16 protein-coding genes are annotated in these 16,600 nt (G+C 46.9%); 7 read left to right on the plus strand and 9 right to left on the minus strand.

Annotation, left to right across the window (positions count from 1 at the left end):
* Nucleotides 1-87: 87 nt before the first annotated feature.
* Together JHJ32_RS04510 and JHJ32_RS04515 are read right to left on the minus strand one after the other, a co-directional pair.
* Complete coding sequence (locus JHJ32_RS04510; RefSeq protein ID WP_200120110.1) at nt 88-699, minus strand: response regulator transcription factor; 612 nt, start codon at nt 697-699, stop codon at nt 88-90.
* Entirely contained in the window at nt 668-2,605 is a 1,938-nt protein-coding gene (locus JHJ32_RS04515) for a tetratricopeptide repeat protein (protein WP_200120111.1), read from the minus strand. The genes JHJ32_RS04510 and JHJ32_RS04515 overlap by 32 nt, the downstream gene beginning before the upstream one ends.
* 161 nt (nt 2,606-2,766) lie before the next feature.
* On the opposite strand from JHJ32_RS04515, the gene JHJ32_RS04520 reads away from it, so the two are divergent.
* The 4 genes from JHJ32_RS04520 to JHJ32_RS04535 all read left to right on the plus strand — a co-directional run bounded on the left by JHJ32_RS04520 (nt 2,767) and on the right by JHJ32_RS04535 (nt 6,222).
* The gene (locus JHJ32_RS04520) at nt 2,767-3,948 is read left to right on the plus strand and encodes a hypothetical protein (protein ID WP_079716587.1); all 1,182 of its coding nucleotides are present in this window, start codon (nt 2,767-2,769) and stop codon (nt 3,946-3,948) included.
* A gap of 21 nt (nt 3,949-3,969) precedes the next feature.
* The gene (locus JHJ32_RS04525; RefSeq protein ID WP_200120112.1) at nt 3,970-4,503 is read left to right on the plus strand and encodes a hypothetical protein; all 534 of its coding nucleotides are present in this window, start codon (nt 3,970-3,972) and stop codon (nt 4,501-4,503) included.
* A gap of 201 nt (nt 4,504-4,704) precedes the next feature.
* A complete protein-coding gene (locus tag JHJ32_RS04530) occupies nt 4,705-5,844 on the plus strand; it encodes a PAS domain-containing sensor histidine kinase (protein ID WP_200120113.1) in 1,140 nt (379 codons plus the stop codon).
* A gap of 12 nt (nt 5,845-5,856) precedes the next feature.
* Nucleotides 5,857-6,222: a response regulator transcription factor gene (locus JHJ32_RS04535; RefSeq protein ID WP_079716584.1), complete on the plus strand. Its 366-nt coding sequence runs from the start codon at nt 5,857-5,859 to the stop codon at nt 6,220-6,222.
* Nucleotides 6,223-6,235: 13 nt separating this feature from the next.
* On the opposite strand, the gene JHJ32_RS04540 is transcribed toward JHJ32_RS04535, so the two are convergent.
* Nucleotides 6,236-6,592 (minus strand): helix-turn-helix domain-containing protein, encoded by a 357-nt coding sequence (locus tag JHJ32_RS04540; RefSeq protein WP_079716583.1) that lies wholly within the window; start codon nt 6,590-6,592, stop codon nt 6,236-6,238.
* A 187-nt stretch (nt 6,593-6,779) separates the two neighbouring features.
* Between JHJ32_RS04540 and JHJ32_RS04545 the strand changes: the two genes are divergently transcribed.
* From JHJ32_RS04545 to JHJ32_RS04555, 3 genes are all read left to right on the plus strand, one after another.
* Nucleotides 6,780-7,367 (plus strand): RNA polymerase sigma factor, encoded by a 588-nt coding sequence (locus JHJ32_RS04545; protein WP_200120114.1) that lies wholly within the window; start codon nt 6,780-6,782, stop codon nt 7,365-7,367.
* 137 nt (nt 7,368-7,504) lie between these two features.
* A complete protein-coding gene (locus JHJ32_RS04550) occupies nt 7,505-8,668 on the plus strand; it encodes a FecR family protein (RefSeq protein ID WP_200120115.1) in 1,164 nt (387 codons plus the stop codon).
* A gap of 216 nt (nt 8,669-8,884) precedes the next feature.
* Nucleotides 8,885-10,141: a TonB-dependent receptor plug domain-containing protein gene (locus tag JHJ32_RS04555; protein WP_200120116.1), complete on the plus strand. Its 1,257-nt coding sequence runs from the start codon at nt 8,885-8,887 to the stop codon at nt 10,139-10,141.
* A 1,094-nt stretch (nt 10,142-11,235) separates the two neighbouring features.
* On the opposite strand, the gene JHJ32_RS04560 is transcribed toward JHJ32_RS04555, so the two are convergent.
* The 6 genes from JHJ32_RS04560 to JHJ32_RS04585 all read right to left on the minus strand — a co-directional run bounded on the left by JHJ32_RS04560 (nt 11,236) and on the right by JHJ32_RS04585 (nt 16,598).
* Nucleotides 11,236-12,210 carry an aldo/keto reductase gene (locus JHJ32_RS04560; protein WP_200120118.1) on the minus strand — a complete coding sequence of 325 codons (975 nt, stop codon included), beginning with the start codon at nt 12,208-12,210 and terminating at the stop codon, nt 11,236-11,238.
* Nucleotides 12,211-12,291: 81 nt separating this feature from the next.
* A complete protein-coding gene (locus tag JHJ32_RS04565; RefSeq protein ID WP_079716567.1) occupies nt 12,292-12,861 on the minus strand; it encodes a Crp/Fnr family transcriptional regulator in 570 nt (189 codons plus the stop codon).
* 74 nt (nt 12,862-12,935) lie between these two features.
* Nucleotides 12,936-13,745: an AraC family transcriptional regulator gene (locus JHJ32_RS04570; RefSeq protein WP_200120120.1), complete on the minus strand. Its 810-nt coding sequence runs from the start codon at nt 13,743-13,745 to the stop codon at nt 12,936-12,938.
* Nucleotides 13,746-13,756: 11 nt separating this feature from the next.
* Complete coding sequence (locus JHJ32_RS04575; protein WP_200120122.1) at nt 13,757-14,572, minus strand: oxidoreductase; 816 nt, start codon at nt 14,570-14,572, stop codon at nt 13,757-13,759.
* A gap of 197 nt (nt 14,573-14,769) precedes the next feature.
* Complete coding sequence (locus JHJ32_RS04580) at nt 14,770-15,507, minus strand: LytTR family DNA-binding domain-containing protein (RefSeq protein WP_200120124.1); 738 nt, start codon at nt 15,505-15,507, stop codon at nt 14,770-14,772.
* Entirely contained in the window at nt 15,504-16,598 is a 1,095-nt protein-coding gene (locus tag JHJ32_RS04585; RefSeq protein ID WP_200120126.1) for a sensor histidine kinase, read from the minus strand. The genes JHJ32_RS04580 and JHJ32_RS04585 overlap by 4 nt, the downstream gene beginning before the upstream one ends.
* Between the last annotated feature and the right edge of the window lie 2 nt (nt 16,599-16,600).

The following is a 16,600-nucleotide window of genomic DNA, read 5'->3' on the forward strand; positions in this document are numbered from 1 at the left end:
TTGAGATCCAGATGCTTATCCGCAAGCCGGCGGATAGGGTAGGAGTGCGCCCGGGGCACGGTGGAATTTCTGTGCCACAGGGCGGGATCAGATTAACTTCTGTTCGAGGGCCATCTTTACCAGTACCGCGGTATTCCGTGCCCCCAGTTTCAGTAGCAGATTTTTGCGGTAACCTTTGATGGTTTCGGGACTTAAAAAGATTTTCTCAGCAATTTCGGCATTGGTCAACCCTTCGGTTACCAGGCGCAGGAGCTCACGTTCGCGCTGGCTTAGCCAGATGTTTTTTTCCTGCGGCCGCTTCATCAATAGGTCAATTTCGTGGCAGAGGAAGGTTTTTCCCGCGGCAACGGCTTGTATTCCGGCCAGCACTTCGTCGGCCATGGCATTCTTTATCAGATAACCAGATGCGCCGTTGTCCAGCATCTGCCGCACAACGGTGTATTCGTTGTGTGTGGTCAGGGCCAGTATCTTCATGCCGGGAAACTGCGTTTTCAGTTCTTTGCATAGATCAATGCCGTTGATATCGGGCAAGCCCACGTCCAGCAACACGACATCCGGTTTCCAGAAACCGATGGAAAGGCGGCATGCCGCTGCGCTATGTGCCACGCCGGCAACGGTGGCTATGCCTGACTCAGCAATCAGTCCCTGCAGCCCTTCGGTCAATATCTTATGGTCGTCTATTATCGCTACTTTTATCATCTTGTTCGTTTGTTGTGAGTTCGAGCTCCACGTGGATTTCAGTACCTTGTTTCGAAGAATAAATGTTCATTGTCCCCTGAAAAGCAGTCACCCGTTGCCGGATGTTCTGCAGCCCCGTGCCTTCGGTTACGGCGCCGGGATCGAAGCCGACGCCATCATCCTGCACGGTAAACGATATCCGGCTGGGCTCTTGCACCAGCTGTACATTGATATGGGTAGCCTGCGCATGCTTGAGCGCATTATTGACCAGCTCATGAATGCAGCGGTAGACCAGGATTTCCAGCTTTTCCGGCAACCGCGCTTCATTCCCGAAATAGTGGAAGTCGACGGTCGGAATGGCCTCACAGAAGTCTGATAACGACGCTTTCAGCCCGTAGCGTACCAGCGATTCGGGCATCATATGATGGGCAATGCGGCGCAGCTCCCGGATGGAATCGTCCAGCATGCCCAGCGCCTTTTGGAAGCGCGACACTTCGACTGCTTCCAGCACCCCGCCACTTTTCATCTGCGGCAGGGTGAATTTGACGACAGACAACATGCTGCCCAGCCCGTCGTGCAAATCCCTCGCCAGCCGGCTGCGTTCGGCCGCTTCGCCGTCCAATGCCGCCTGCACCGCAATCAGCTGCTTTTCCTGCCGCAAGCGCATGGTTTCCTGTTCGGCCAGCTTCTGCCGGCTAACAGCCAGGCGGTATCGGAGGGCTGCAAACGCCAGGGCTAAGACGAAGATGATGCTGCCAGCAACGCCCAGCCACGTATAGAGCCGACGTTGCTTTTCAAGCGTCTCGATTTTCAGCTCTTTTTTTTCTGTTTCGTATTTTACTTCCATCGCAGACAGCGCCTGCTGGTAGGTTTCGGTGGCATACCGATCCATCACTTCGCGGTAGCGATCCAGGTAGTTTGCCGTGAAATCGGGCTGCCCGAGGTAAGCGTGGGCCCGGGTCAGGTTGGCGTACACGTTCCTCAGAATGTTGATGTTGGTTGAGTCATGCTCCAGCACTTGCCGGGCTGTCGTTGCAGATTGCGCATATTGCTCCTGATGGTAGTGGATATTGGATACGATAATCAATGCATGGGCGATGAGGCTGGGAAAACCAAGGTCTTCCGCCTGCCGTAAAGCCGCCTCAGCGATAGGCATGGCCGCTGCATAGTCATCATGGTAATAGTGTACTTTGGCCACGGTCTGCAAGGCCATGTTTTCACTGAACTTATTGCCCGTTTCCTGGTATAGCCTTACCGCCTCTTGTGCATAATGCAACGACTGCAGCTTATCCGTTCCCTTATACAAATGGATATCGCTCAGCGAGGTGTACACGCTGGCCAGCCCTTCCTGATCACCGGTCTGCTCGGCCAGTTTTTGTGCTTTCTCAAAATATTGTATGGCGTGGTCATAATTGATCATGACCTGATAAACGCCGCCAATGTTGGAATACAGCTTGCCCAGTTCCCTTGGGCTATCTTGCTGCTCAAAGTAGGCTGCGGCCTTCAAATAGTTGTCCAGCGCTTCGTTGTACAGGCCTTGTACTTTGTATAGGTTGCCGTAGGCCGAATGGACCACGGCTTCCAGCCTATCGTCGCCAATCCGCTGTATGATGGGAATCGCCTTATCCAGATGGATGGCCGCCGAATCATAAACCGACCCCATGTAATACGCCACGCCCATATTGCGGTGGAAGACGGCTACCATCCGGTCGTTTCCGGTTCGTTTGGCGAGCGCCAGCCCTTGCGCGCTGAAATCGACCGATTTCCGCATGTCGCTGTCCATGTAAGCCCAGCTCAGATCATCGTATATCGTTATCTTTTCCGTATCGGTCAGCCCACCTTTCTTTACTTCCCGCTCCAGGGAGTCCGCTGGCTGGCCTGCTGCCAGTGGTAGAAGGGTGAGACAAAAGAAGGGTATTCTTTTCATAAGCGGTTAATTTTTCCATGACAAAAGTACTTCCCGGCCACGGTGATAAAAACCCCCTTTAGGGGGGTGTTTGCAGTTTGCTGCCACGCTACCTTTGGCCTGTCGGACCAACTGATGGTTTGATGTCTCAAGTATAACGGAATTTTTAAATGACTAAAGTTATGAAAACAACGTACACTAAAAAAGCGACTGCTGCAATAACCCTTTTTGGGCACCGTCAGGACGGGGCCATCCGGCAGTTGAAAACGTTAATGGCTGCACTCCTGGCCCTGGTCTTATCACTGGTGTCTTGTAAGAAAAACGACATTCAACCGGATGAAGATGACACCGCATTGCAGCATTGCGATGTGGTGATGGTAGAAAGCAACATCACCGAGCCCACCGTCTGGAGCAGGGGCCATGTATACGTCATCGTGGGACGGAATATCTCCGTGCGGGCGCCTTTGACGATTGAGCCTGGTGTTACCATCAAGCTCAAAGACGCCCGGCTGGATGTCATCGACGGCAACATCATTGCAGAGGGAACCGCCAATCAGCGCATCGTGTTCACATCGTTTGCGGACGACCGCTACTGTGGCGATTCCAACGGCGATGGTGCGGCCACCAAAGCGGAAAAAGGAGACTGGCGGGGAATCAACATTACCGGAGGCACCAACAACAGCTTTCTGTTTTGCGATTTCTTCTATGCCGGGCAGAACTCCGGTGGGTACTATAACGCCGTGAATATAGGAGGGACGGCGGCTTCCTTCACCTTTGATCACTGCCGGTTTGCCCATACCTTCTCCAACATCGCTGCGTCATTCCACAATTCCACGGCGTTTTATGCGGGCGGCCTGATGGTCGACCCAACGGTATCTAAATTTACCAATAACGCTTTTTATGACAATGGTAAACCTCTTTATATGAGCATCCGGTATACGCTGGATCCCAGCAATGTATTTCACAATCCCGAGAATCCGTCTGAAACCAACACGCTCAATGGTATTTATGTAACAGACGGAAGTGCCGCAAATGGTACGGCATCCTGGCTTCATACCGAAGTGCCGTACGTAGTTAGTGAATGGATACAAACCTATAACGAAAAAATTATCATCGTTGGACCGGGTGTCGTGGTCAAATTCATGGGTACAAGCTCCGGCATATCCCGGCATGATGCCCGGAATGTACAGTTCCATTCCACGTCCATATTCACCTCGATCAAAGACGATGCCCACGGGGGCGATACCAATGGCGATGGCAATGCCACGGTTCCAGCAGCCGGTGATTGGAGGGGACTGTATAACTCCTATGTGGGCGACCGTTTTTACGAACAGGGACCGAATATTCTGTATGCTGCTAATTAGAGATAAATAAATAACCCAAAAATGAAGAAAACAATTTTAATCCTTAGCGTTGCCCTGATGGCAACGGGGGCGTATGCCCAATCGTTTCAAAAAGGTACCAGCGCGGTCAACGCCGGTGTCGGTTTCGGAACCAACCTGGGCGGCCTGGGCAACGCAAGGCCGGCTGTCAGTGTGTCGTATGAATACGGCAATTGGGAGGTCGGCGGACCGGGCGTTATCAGCCTGGGCGGATACATCGGCAATACCGGATACCGGTACCGCAGTTCGGGCTATACCCAACAGTGGAACTATACCGTGGTTGGTGCCCGGAGCGCCTATCATTACAACGGGTTTGAAAATGTACCTAATCTTGATGTCTACGGCGGTCTGATGCTGGCTTATAATATCGCGAGTTATAAAGCTGAGGGCTACGACGGCCCCAACACGTACGGCAGCGGCCTGGGATTCTCCGCCTACTTGGGCGGCCGCTGGTTTTTCAGCAACAACATCGGTCTGTACACCGAATTAGGGTTCGGCGTGTCCGTCCTCAATGCCGGGATAACGTTCAAGCTATGAGCCACCGATAACCGCTTTCGTGGTTTGTTTGGTACAGGGAAAACTCGATATTGTCAATATTGGTGTCGGTGACGGCCTTTGTCACCGATGCCATTTGTATTCCGCATGGTACCGGTTGACGGCGATCTTGCAAAAAGTTTGTTTAAACAAAATGTAGGGTCGTGCTGTTGTCTTATCGATTTAGTTTGGGTGGTACCAATTATGGGCACAAATGACGCAAATAACAGTGTTTGGCAGACATTCGAGACGATGGAAAGTCGGCAGGCTTTTCTTTCGGCAATTATCGAATCATCCGATGATGCCATTATCAGTAAAGATTTAAAAGGGATCATCACCAGTTGGAACCGCGGTGCGGAGGGCATTTTCGGTTATCGTGAGGCAGAAGTGATCGGCAAACCGATTACCATCCTGATACCCAAAGAACGGCGGAAGGAAGAAGATCACATTCTAAGGCAGATTAGGAAAGGTAAAAAGGTCGATCATTTTCAAACAATCCGGGTAAACAAAGCGAGTACGCGTATACCCATTTCGCTTACGATATCACCGATAAAGGATGGTGAGGGGAGAATTATCGGCGCATCCAAAATCGCCAGGGATATTTCCGTAGAAGTCAATGCGCGTCATCAGGCAAACCAGTTACTGAATGAACTTCGGGCAGCCATCGCACATAAAGACAAATTTATCGCACTGGCCAGCCATGAACTAAAGACGCCGCTGACCTCGATATATGGCTACCTCCAGATCATCGCTAAAAAGACACAAGAGCCCATAACACAAAAGTTTATAAGCAAAGCAACGGACCAAGTGGAAAAACTTGAAACTTTGGTCGGACAGCTTCTGGATGTCGTCAGAATCGGAGCAGACAAGCTCCTGTTAAATAAGGAAATGTTCGGTCTTGGTAGACTTGTCGCAGATACGATAAATGTCTGTACCTATACTTTTCCGTCGCATACGTTTCATTTGGAGAGCCTTGAGTCGGAGGTATATATTTATGCCGATAAACAACGGATAGAGCAGGTACTTATCAATTTGCTCAGCAACGCCGTTAAATATTCTCCTTTTTCCGATATGGTGCACATCCGGTTGCATCGCAGCCCCTCATCCGTCACGCTTTCTGTCCTGGATAGTGGTATTGGGCTAACCGCAGACCAGCAATTGAAACTGTTTACCCGCTTTTACCGTGCAGAAGGGGTGGAGAAAATCCAGGGGCTCGGCCTTGGACTATACCTCTGTAAAGCGATCATTGAGCGCCATGGTGGGCAAATTGGGGTAAAAAGTGAGCCGGGCTCGTACACAGAATTTTATTTCACCCTTCCATTAGCTCATGTATCTAATTCCTAATTTTTATTGTCAATGAATATGTCAACAAAAAAAACCGTCGTTGTATTGGAAGACGACGTTGCTATCGGTGAACTTCTTGAATACCTGCTTACCGAGGAAAATATCGAGGTCAAACTGTTCGATAGGGCTGTTCCTTTTGAGCGGGAGATGGAACAGCTCCATGCCGATCTATACTTGTTGGATATTATGCTCCCTGACGGCGACGGTTATGAAATTTGCTGTAAATTGAGGAAAAGAGAGAAAACCAGCCATACCCCTATCTTGCTTATATCTGCCCATTTCGAAAATATTCAGAACGGCTGCAATGCGGAAGGCTTCATAAAAAAGCCTTTTCATATTGATGAACTGATGAACCACGTCAAGCGGCAATTGCAGTAAGTGTTAAAAAAGGTCATTCATATCGTTTCATGATTACGGATTGTAGTTTTTCCTCGTGTTCTTCCCCCCATTTTCCGATGACGCCGATAACAGGGATTAACGTCCTGCCGAAAGCGGTCAGATGATATTCTACCTTGGGGGGAACAACGGGATATATTTCCTTGCTAATCAGTTCGTGTTCTTCCAACTCTTTTAGTTGAATATTAAGTACGCGCCTTGTTGCGTCCGGAATTTTACGTTGCAGCTCGCTCGGGCGCTGATGGCCTTCATTGATAAACCAAAGTAAACGCATTTTCCATTTACCATATAACACCTCACCCACCAGGTCAAGCCCACAATTCAGGTTCGGTAAAATCTTTCTTTCATACATGACACAAAATTATACTTACGTTCAAAAACACACAATAGGGGATAAATTTATCCCCGTCTTACAGGTAAGTGATCTATGATAGCCTTTGCTCGGAGAAGCACGTCTGTGTGGCGGCAACCGAAGATTAATGCTGGTTTAACAAAAGATTTTTATTGCTAAAGTAGGTTTGCGCTGACTGTTGTGGCATATGACTTATACCGAACAAAGCGACCTCGATCTGATAGCGGCGTTAAGGAACGATGATTCAAGGGCGTTGGCCGAGCTATATAATCGTTATTGGGAAAGGCTGTTGCTTATTTCATTGGCCAAGCTCAAGGCTCCGGAGGTAGTGGAAGAGATCGTGAATGACGTGTTTTTCCATCTTTGGAAATCACGCCACCGACTGGTGATAAAAACGTCATTGGCGCATTATCTTTTCGCCATCGCGAAGTATAAGATCTTTGCCCATCTGGCAAAGGCTAAAAAAAGTCCAAGCATCCTTCAACTCGAAACATTGGAGCTGGAACAAACAGGCGTGGCTGCTCCAGACCGAGCAAGCGATCTCATCCGTTTTAAAGAATGCCAGCAACGTATTGAACATGCCGTGGCAGCCTTGCCGGATAAGTGCCAGCTGGTATTCAAGCTCAGCCGTGAAGATGGGTTTTCCATCCAGCAGATTGCCAGACATCTCCGCGTTTCGCCAAAAACGGTGGAAGGTCACCTGAGTAATGCATTGCGGAAACTACGTGTTTCGCTATCCCATCTTGTTTCGCTGTTCATCATCTTCATGCGGTAGTTCCTTTATTGGGCTTTATTGGACTTATCACGAGCCCGGTTGAAATTATCCACATAACATCAAGCTGGCAAAAAAAAATATAGGCAGACCAAGGGTGGTGCGGCTGTTTTGCGCACTACACTTATATAAGCATGCATATGAGCGATCCGGAGAATAAAAGGATTGAAGAACTGGCCAGAAAGTGGGCGGCGGGAAAAATTTCGGAGGGCGAGATGAAGCAACTGGACAATTGGTTCCTTGAAGGAAATGAAGGGGCCCAATCATGGCCTGGCGAAGACCGAGATGCCGAGTCACTACAGGCTCGCTTGCGCGGGCGTCTGATGCGCGATGTAAGCAGGCGTAGCGCGGCTGTCCGTTATATCCGGCGTGGTGCCGTTGCTGCAGCGTTGTTGTTGGCCATTGGCGTTAGCTATCAGCTCATCAAAAGAGAAGCGGTAGAAACGCCGGAGGGAAACGCCGCAGTGATGGAGGCTATCGTCCCGGGGAAAGATCGGGCCTACCTAACCCTTTCCAGCGGCAAGACGGTTGAATTGGCTTCTGATCAGGAAACGCTTGTCGTTGAAGGTGAACAACTACAGTATGCCAACGGCCGACCGGTAGGGGCCGAGCTTGACGGTGACAGTGCAGATTGGAACACCATTCAGGTACCAAACGGCGGAAAGTATAAAGTTCGGTTGCCAGACGGAACGCTGGTGTGGCTCAACGCGGGTTCTTCCTTACGTTTTCCTTCCTCGTTCACGGAAACTGGCCGCGCCGTGGCGTTGAGCGGTGAGGCCTATTTCGATGTCGCCAAACAGACAGATGCAAACAACCGGCGCATACCCTTTATGGTGCGAACCAAGCACCAGTCTGTGGAAGTGCTTGGGACGCAGTTTAATATCAATGCTTATGAAGACGAAGCGACAACACGTACGACCCTGCTGGAAGGAAGCATACATGTGCACGTTGGCACACAGGAATATGTGGTGCGTCCCCTGCAAGAAGCGGTCTTGCATCATGGCTCGACACGGGTACAGGTAGGGGCTACCGATACGCTGGAGGCTGTGGCCTGGAAAAACGGCCTGTTCCGTTTCAAAGGGCTGGACATTCATGGCGTGATGAAACAGGTGTCCAGATGGTATGATGTAGAGGTGCAGTTTGCCGAATCCATCCAAAACCGCCGGTTGACGGGGTACGTGTCGCGAGACCTGCCAATTCACCGGGTGTTGGCCATGTTGGAAGAGGTTGGCGAGGTTACCGTTGACATCGAGGACCGGATACTTTATGTAAGGCGCGGAAAACGAGAACAACAAAACAAGTAGTGATAACCCCAAAAAAAATAACGATGATAAAATAAGAAAGTGACAAAAAAAAGCCCGCCCTGAATCAGATTCTGGACGGACAGGATATTACTCAACCCGTATCACAAAGTGCGAAAGAGGATGCCGGGTTGGAGAGTTATATAGTATAACCTTTACAAATTTAAGATGAATTTATTTAAACCGTACAAAAAAGCGTTAGGAAAAACACTATTCATCATGAAGTTAATTGCGATGCTCACGGTCGTATCATGCATACAGCTGCGTGCGGCAACAACATTCGGCCAGACCGTCTCGCTTAATGCCAGGAATGTCTCCCTTGAAACCATATTCGAATCAATCCGCAATCAAACGGGTTATAATTTCCTGTTTTTGGATGGAGAGGCGATGTCGGAGGAAAAAGTAACCATACAGGGCCGGGGCGAATTGAACCAGATGCTTAGCAAGCTGCTGGACGCACGCGGATTGGCCTACAGTATACAGGATAATACCATTTTAGTGACAAGCGCCAGAAAGGCGCATCGTGCTAAAACGATACCGCCAAGGAGTACCGACGTTCTCCAACTTCCCTTCAGGGGAAAGGTGCTCGACGAACACGGCAATCCTTTGGAAGGTGCTACGGTCCGCCTGAAAGGCACCGATCGGATTACGGTTGCTTCGGAAGACGGAAGTTTTTCGTTTCTGCAACTGCCAAAAGATGCAATCCTGGTGATTTCGTTCACCGGTTACCAGACCAGGGAACTGGCCGTCAGTAGTGAGGAGGCTGATATCTTTCTTGTTCCTGAAGCGATGGATCTGTCGGAAGTCGTTGTCGTGGGGTACGGCACTCAAAAGCGCGCTACCGTTACCGGAGCGGTGGCGACGATACAGCAAGCCGAGATCGTGCAGACGAAGAACGAGAATGTACTCAATGCACTGACCGGCCGCGTTCCCGGTCTACGGGTAAGGCAGCAGAACAGCGAACCTGGATTATTCGGCACATCGATGGACATCCGTGGTATGGGGAGTCCATTGGTTATCATCGATGGCGTACCCCGGAATAACATTGAGAAGCTGGATCCAAACGATATCGAGAGCATATCAATCTTGAAAGACGCTTCTGCCGCGATTTACGGGGTCCAGGCTGCTAACGGCGTGGTGCTGGTGACCACCAAGACCGGCGCCGCAGATAACGCGTTCAATATTGATTACAGTGGCAGTATGATTTTACAAGCGCCCTCAGGCTTACCGCGTACCGTCGGTGCTGTCGATTATATGCGTTTAGCCAATGAGCTTGACATGAATCGCGTAGATGGTGCCGGAACTTGGCGTTATTCTCAAGAGTTGATCGATGCTTTTCTCTCCGGTGAGCTGCAGTCGACCGATTGGAACAGCGCCGTCAACGAGCTATCTTTTCCCACGGGAAGTGGGACGGTTAGCCCCAGTGTAAAAAAGCGGGAGCTAAGCAAATCGTCATTGGCCAATTCCACGTGCTGAAGCCTAATTTCCTGCATGGCCAGCGATTGGTCCTGTTTGCCGAATTTCCTCATGAAATTCGTTAAATCCGCGATGTATTTGGCTTTAATTTCTTCCTTAAACACATCGGCAAATGACGCGGACAGCATGGGGTCGCCGGCCGCACCTTCCAATAACGAATCTACGGCGTGGCCAATGCCCTGATATGCCGACTTGAAATCACCAAACGTTTGGATGTCATTGCTATATAAATCATCTTCCCAACTTTTTAGTTGGCGGTAGACATTGTAATGGAAAGCATGTTCCCCGGAAAAATAAAAGGGGTAATCGGCATTCCGGTCGATTTCAACGCGTAGGCTGTCATTCGGTGAAACCCACGATTTGTGGGCGAATCCCCTGCTTGGCATTTGGAAATCTACGGATACAGGACGCGTCGCCGGAATAACAAGTGTGAATACACTGTCATTCTGATAATGAGCATGAGCGATGGTTGACGCAGGCTGATAACGTGCATCAAATGTAGGGTTCCACCGCGTGACTAAAACCGGTGTGCGTTTATGCAGTTTATCAATACCAGAAATGACTGCCGTTGTTTAGGCAGTAGACCGATGAGATCCAAAGCAAGGCACCATAAATAATACCAGTAGTTTCAGGAGATTCGATCTATGACTCATGAATATGCATTTTGTACGCAAAAAATATAACGCGTGGCTTTGTTTAAGACGTCTAAACCATATTTCTTTTGCTTGATTGTTTATTCAGCTTGTATAGCTTGACTGTTTATTTGGTATTGATAGTTTTCCAAAGAAGACCTTGATTGAAACGAAGGTAAGACTTTTGTTAACGATGTTCCAGCAGTTTTGCCGGCTATCGAGAAATTTAATAATTTGTTAAAATAAATTTTACTCCCCATAGAATATGGTAGGCAATTTGCCAGTTTGGATTGCCGTATTCTTCGGTATTCCACTGTTCTTCCGGTACTTTGCTTATCGCTTGGCGAAGCATGCCAAGGCTTGCTTTGTACTGCGAAGCAAGGATGTCTGCAATAACGTTATGTTCAAATCAAGCGGCTTCTGCCAAGCAATTTTTCAACGTCATGAGCGGGGTGTTCTTTTTCATTTCTTTTCCGCCGTATCCCGTATTTGTGCAGGATAGCGTTCGCCTACGATGCGAATAGTCGCCAATGCCGCATTGATTTTGTTCAAGTCGTCAGCAGTCAATGAAATGTCAGCACCACCCATGTTTTCTTGCAGCCGATGTAACTTTGATGTCCCAGGAATTGGAACAATGAATGGCTTCTGGGCCAACAGCCAACCCAACGCTATTTGCGCAGGCGTAGCGTTTTTTTCCTCCGCAATGGAAACCACTAAATCAACCAATGCCTGGTTGGCGGCTCTGTTTTCCCTGCTGAAACGAGGCAACATATTCCTGGTATCCGCCTTGTCCAACTCCACCTCTGCGTTGATTGTTCCTGTCAGGAATCCTTTGCCTAAGGGACTGAAAGGAACAAAACCAATTCCTAATTCCTCCAATACGGGGATAATTTCATTTTCGGGTTCGCGATAGAACATGGAATACTCGCTCTGCAAAGCTGTCACAGGCAAAACAGCGTGCGCCTTTCGGATGATATCCGCGTTTATCTCACATAGACCAAAATACTTTACTTTTCCCTGTTGGATCAACTCTTTTACTGTGCCTGCAACATCCTCAATGGGGACGTTGGGGTCAAACCGATGTTGGTAAAGCAAATCAATGCAGTCGGTCTTCAGGCGTTTTAAAGATGATTCTGCCGCGGCTTTGATGGTTTCCGGGCGGCTGTCCAGTCCCGACCTTACATTTCCGTCTTTAAAGCCAAACTTGGTTGCAATTACAACCCCCTTACGCAAAGGCTCCAGTGCTTCACCAACCAAGAGTTCGTTGTCGCCATAACCCTGTGCCGTGTCAAAAAGCGTTATGCCCTGTTCAACTGCTGAACGGATTAGCCTGATGCTTTCTTCTTTGGCAGGTGCATTCGGAAAGCTCAATCCCATGCAACCATACCCCAATGCAGATACTTCCAGTCCGCTAATTCCTAATTTTCTTGATTCCATTTTTTTACTGATTTTTAATTTGATACCACAAAGGTTGCTCAATAAAAAATGAAACCATTTGCCATATGGCAAAAAGCAATTTTAGCGGATATTTTTTCGTATTCTGCTTAAGGAAGATTGGGTTATTCCCAGGTATGACGCAATATAAGACAACGGAATACGATTGATCAGCGTTGGAAATTTTTCGATAAAATCAAGGTAGCGGGTGGTGGCATCCTGGGAAACCAAATTACTTCTCCTTTCTAATTTTTCCCTATGATGTTTTGCCGTTATTTTGTGGACGATACTATCCCAATCGACAATAGTTTCGGAAATTTCGTTCCAATTTTTTTTTGAGAATATGACAAGCTCGCAGTCTGTCATGGCTTGCAGGTATTCTGAGGGTACGTAATTCCCCTCAAAGGCAGGGCCATCCAGAATCAGGTGGTTCTCATCTATAAAATATCGGGTATTTTCCTCACCTTTATTGGTGTAATAATAAACCCGAAGCACGCCGGCTGTAAGAAAACCAATGCGTCTTACCATCTTTCCGGCTTCCCAATAATAGTCGTCTTTGCCAAGCGCTAACACTGTTGCTTTGCTTGAAACAAGGTCAATTTGCTGTTGGTTTAAATTCCCAAACTGTAAAATGTATTCAATAAACCTCTCCATTCCACAAAGTTAGCAATCGTTAGTTAGGGACATTTGTCATTTGGCAAAAACATAGTCATTTACACGTATGGTTCTCACTGCCCAACCGTTGAAGCATTGTATCCGAATCTTTGTTTGAACGAAGCAGAAAAGTGCGAAAAGTTTTCAAACCCGACTTGCAAATAAACTTCCGAAGGTCTCTGTCTTAATTCTGAAATTAAAAAATGTGCTTTATCTAAACGCCTGTCCTTTAACCATCTTTCAGGTGTTTGGTGGAACGCTTTTTTAAAATCCCTTTTAAAGGTTGACATACTTCTTCCTGTTAATTTTGCGAATTGTTTTATCGGCACATTGTAGGTGAAATGGCTGTTCATGAAGGTTTCCAAATCGATTTTGAAAGGTTCACTGAAGTCAAACAGCAATTCTTTTAATCCGGGATCATGAGACAGCAGAAGTTCAATCGCCTCTTTCGTTTTCAGTTCTGATAATCGTTTAGTTAACTGTCCTGGCTGTTCGAAATAGGGAAGAAGCGAATCAAAAAATCCTGAGATAAAATGATTTTGATTGAGTTTAAGCATCGTTTTCCCTGTGTAGGGCGACGTTGCGGTAAGTCCATTCGCAGCACTGTATCTTCTTAACGTTTCCTGGTCTAAAATGATACCTACGGACTTAAAAGGCTTTCCGTCAGCCGAAGGGATTTTAACCGTTTTGGCTAACTGATTCCTTTTTAGCAATCCTATTGTTCCCGGAGTATATCGTTGTGTTTCTTCATTGTTGTAGACACGCCCTTCTCCTGATAGAAGCATCGACAATGTATGTTCACTCCAAAATTGCTCTTGGCTAAACTGTTGCTTACTCGTGTAAGAAAGCAATATATTATGCTGAACAATGTCTATCGTTTCCATTTCACTTGGTACTACTTTATTTGACTTGCGAGAATTTTATCCATTAACTTATCTGAGGTTATTTTCTTGACAAAAAGAATGGGCTTAGCCAAGTAACCTTTTGCATATCTCGCTTTTGGACTTTTTGATTCAATGGCCTTCTTGATCAGTTCCGCAATAATAATAGGGTCGGAACTTTTATCATCACTGTTTTTAATCATATTTGCAAATTTTGATACCATGTCTTTGTATGCTCCATTGCCTGATGTCTTTATCAGATTATCATAGGCGATATTGCTCCATTCTGATTTAATGGCGCCCGGTTCAATAAGAATAACATCAATACCGAAAGGTTTGACTTCGTTTCTCAAACTATCACTCAAGCCTTCCAATGCGAATTTACTGGCGTGATACCAACCCCCTAAGGGGCCGGCCAATTTTCCACCAACCGAAGATATATTTACAATTTTTCCAAATTTATTCCTGCGCATATAAGGCAACACCAATTGTGTAAGCCTCATGGCTCCAAAGACATTGACCTCCAACTGATGTTTAGCGTCGTTGATGGAAACATCTTCGATGGCACCGTGCGAACCAAACCCTGCACTGTTGACCAAAATATCAATCCGTCCACCGGTTTCTGCTAAAATGTGCTTGACACAAGCTGTAATTGTTTCATCCTTGGTTACATCTAAAACAATAGGATTGACCCCGAATGCCTTTAAATCTTCCAATCTTTCTTGTCTACGCGCCGCCCCATATACTTCATAACCGTTTTGCGCCAATAGTTTTGCGGTTTCTTTGCCCATCCCTGCAGATGCCCCAGTGATTAATACGACTTTTTTCATCTTTTCTAAGTTTTATTTTCAATAATGGCGCAAAGTTAGACGTCTTTTAGGCGATGCATTTTGCTCACAGGTTCAAATCTCTTTGCATAGAAGCTCAACAATTTTTGGTTTTGAAAAAAGCCCTGACGTTCAGCGAGGTTTTGTGATCCGCTGGTACAGGTACTCGAACGCTTTTTTGAAGGTTTGAGGCGATTGAGTCAATTAAAAGACGTACACTGCGACGAAAGAAGATTTTTGTTTAACAGCTTGAAAAATTCTTGTTTATAGGCACTGCCTATTGGGATTAGACGCTCCTCATCTAACATCCTTACGCAATTGCCTTCTATCGTAATTAAGTGCGCAAATGAGATAATAAACGATTTGTGGAGCCTGATAAAGCCGCTATTGGACAGTCTATCATCTAATTCTTTTAGGCTCATATAGGTGATGATGCGTTGTCGCTTGACTTGGTGGATGGCAACATAATTGCCCAATCCTTCAATAAACGTGATGTCTTGTATGTCCACTTTGATTAACTTTCCTTTCTGCTCGCCTTTAACAAAGAGGTAAGCCGTACTTACGTTATGTGTTGCGGGGGGGACTTGATAGGGAATTGCCAACCGGTTAACAGCTTTTAGAAATCTTGGGAAGTCAATGGGTTTCAGTAGGTAGTCAACCGCCTCATACTGAAAGCCTTCAAATGCGTATTCCTTATAGGCGGTCGTCATGATCACACGTATGTCTCTTTTAATTAGTTTGAGCATTTCTATTCCCGACAGTTGTGGCATTTGTACGTCTAGGAAAATCAAACCACCTGGCATGCGGTTCACCATTGATAAGCCTGCGATGGGATCAGTTGTTGATCCGATGAGGTTGAGGTATGGAACTTTACTCACATAATGTTCGAGCAAATCTATAGCATGTTGTTCGTCATCAATGATAACACAATCGATCATGGGTGCAAAGGTATTTTCAAACGAACCGCAAACGTAGATGCAATGTCTTCCACTTGCATGGTAAAATTGTCCCCGTACATCAATTGCAGTTGTTTTTTAATGTTTTTTAGACCGATGCCGTTGGACAATTCTTTGACGCCGGTACTTTTTTTGTTCTTTATATAAAACGTCAGTATGTGGTCATTCGTATATAAGTGAATCAGAATAGGATGCGCTTTGTCGTGCGGGTCACCATGTTTAAACGCGTTCTCTACTAATGTGATTAACAACAAGGGCATAATGGAGACAGAAAGGTTTGAAATATTTTCTTCGTATTGAATATGGAGACGATGGTTATGTCGCCGTTGATTGATTTCAATCACGTTTTCCAAGTGCTTTACTTCCTCCATGATGTTCACCAAGCCATTGGCGTCCGCATTTTTCCCTAACGCATAACGCATAATATTAGCTAATATCAATACGGAGTCTGCCGTTTCTCCGTCAAATTTCAAAACTTTGCCGTAAATGAAGCTCAATGAATTGAATAAGAAATGCGGATTGATCTGATGCTTCAATGCGCTGAGCTCAGCCTCGGCTTTCTGTTTTTCCAAAATGATCTGCTGTTTGCTTTTTCGGTTCCACTCTACCACAAAGGCCATAGAAAGGCTCAATATGATGTCAAACACGTAAAAAATCCCATTCCATATCAAAAACCAGTAGACGCTGTCTTCAGGAACAAAGGTTTTCGATGCCACATCCGATTCAGGCCTGGGTTCAATAGTCCATACCCAATAGTGAATACCAAGTTTTACGATATAAAATGCCAATGCAACCGCCAAAGCCCTTCGTTTGCGCTGCCTGCGCAGCAATGGCAAGAGGATTTGGAAGACCAAGATGTAATAGGTGGTGACGGAATCCACCAGGAACAAGATCGTATTGGTGGCAAAGCCAAAGCGTCCACCAAAATCTTGCATGGTTTTCTCTGGGTTAGCAATGTATGTCGTAACGAATAAAGCGGCATAGAGCAACATGCTCAGCAACGCTAATATGCTCAGCCGTCTGTGGTTGCGCTTAAAAAAATGCACGATCGGTCCGAGAGGATTCTTTAACATCG

It is taken from the genome of Parapedobacter sp. ISTM3, assembly GCF_016533505.1.
Classification (GTDB): Bacteria; Bacteroidota; Bacteroidia; order Sphingobacteriales; family Sphingobacteriaceae; genus Parapedobacter; species Parapedobacter luteus.

Bases quoted from the DNA above. Each gene is read 5' to 3' on its own strand.
- JHJ32_RS04525 (WP_200120112.1), top strand. From the start codon at position 3,970: ATGAAGAAAACAATTTTAATCCTTAGCGTTGCCCTGATGGCAACGGGG.
- JHJ32_RS04520 (WP_079716587.1), top strand. From the start codon at position 2,767: ATGAAAACAACGTACACTAAAAAAGCGACTGCTGCAATAACCCTTTTT.
- JHJ32_RS04515 (WP_200120111.1), bottom strand. From the start codon at position 2,605: ATGAAAAGAATACCCTTCTTTTGTCTCACCCTTCTACCACTGGCAGCA.
- JHJ32_RS04535 (WP_079716584.1), top strand. From the start codon at position 5,857: ATGAATATGTCAACAAAAAAAACCGTCGTTGTATTGGAAGACGACGTT.
- JHJ32_RS04545 (WP_200120114.1), top strand. From the start codon at position 6,780: ATGACTTATACCGAACAAAGCGACCTCGATCTGATAGCGGCGTTAAGG.
- JHJ32_RS04580 (WP_200120124.1), bottom strand. From the start codon at position 15,507: ATGATCGATTGTGTTATCATTGATGACGAACAACATGCTATAGATTTG.
- JHJ32_RS04510 (WP_200120110.1), bottom strand. From the start codon at position 699: ATGATAAAAGTAGCGATAATAGACGACCATAAGATATTGACCGAAGGG.
- JHJ32_RS04565 (WP_079716567.1), bottom strand. From the start codon at position 12,861: ATGGAGAGGTTTATTGAATACATTTTACAGTTTGGGAATTTAAACCAA.
- JHJ32_RS04550 (WP_200120115.1), top strand. From the start codon at position 7,505: ATGAGCGATCCGGAGAATAAAAGGATTGAAGAACTGGCCAGAAAGTGG.
- JHJ32_RS04555 (WP_200120116.1), top strand. From the start codon at position 8,885: ATGAAGTTAATTGCGATGCTCACGGTCGTATCATGCATACAGCTGCGT.
- JHJ32_RS04575 (WP_200120122.1), bottom strand. From the start codon at position 14,572: ATGAAAAAAGTCGTATTAATCACTGGGGCATCTGCAGGGATGGGCAAA.
- JHJ32_RS04585 (WP_200120126.1), bottom strand. From the start codon at position 16,598: ATGTTAAAGAATCCTCTCGGACCGATCGTGCATTTTTTTAAGCGCAAC.
- JHJ32_RS04570 (WP_200120120.1), bottom strand. From the start codon at position 13,745: ATGGAAACGATAGACATTGTTCAGCATAATATATTGCTTTCTTACACG.
- JHJ32_RS04540 (WP_079716583.1), bottom strand. From the start codon at position 6,592: ATGTATGAAAGAAAGATTTTACCGAACCTGAATTGTGGGCTTGACCTG.
- JHJ32_RS04530 (WP_200120113.1), top strand. From the start codon at position 4,705: ATGGGCACAAATGACGCAAATAACAGTGTTTGGCAGACATTCGAGACG.
- JHJ32_RS04560 (WP_200120118.1), bottom strand. From the start codon at position 12,210: ATGGAATCAAGAAAATTAGGAATTAGCGGACTGGAAGTATCTGCATTG.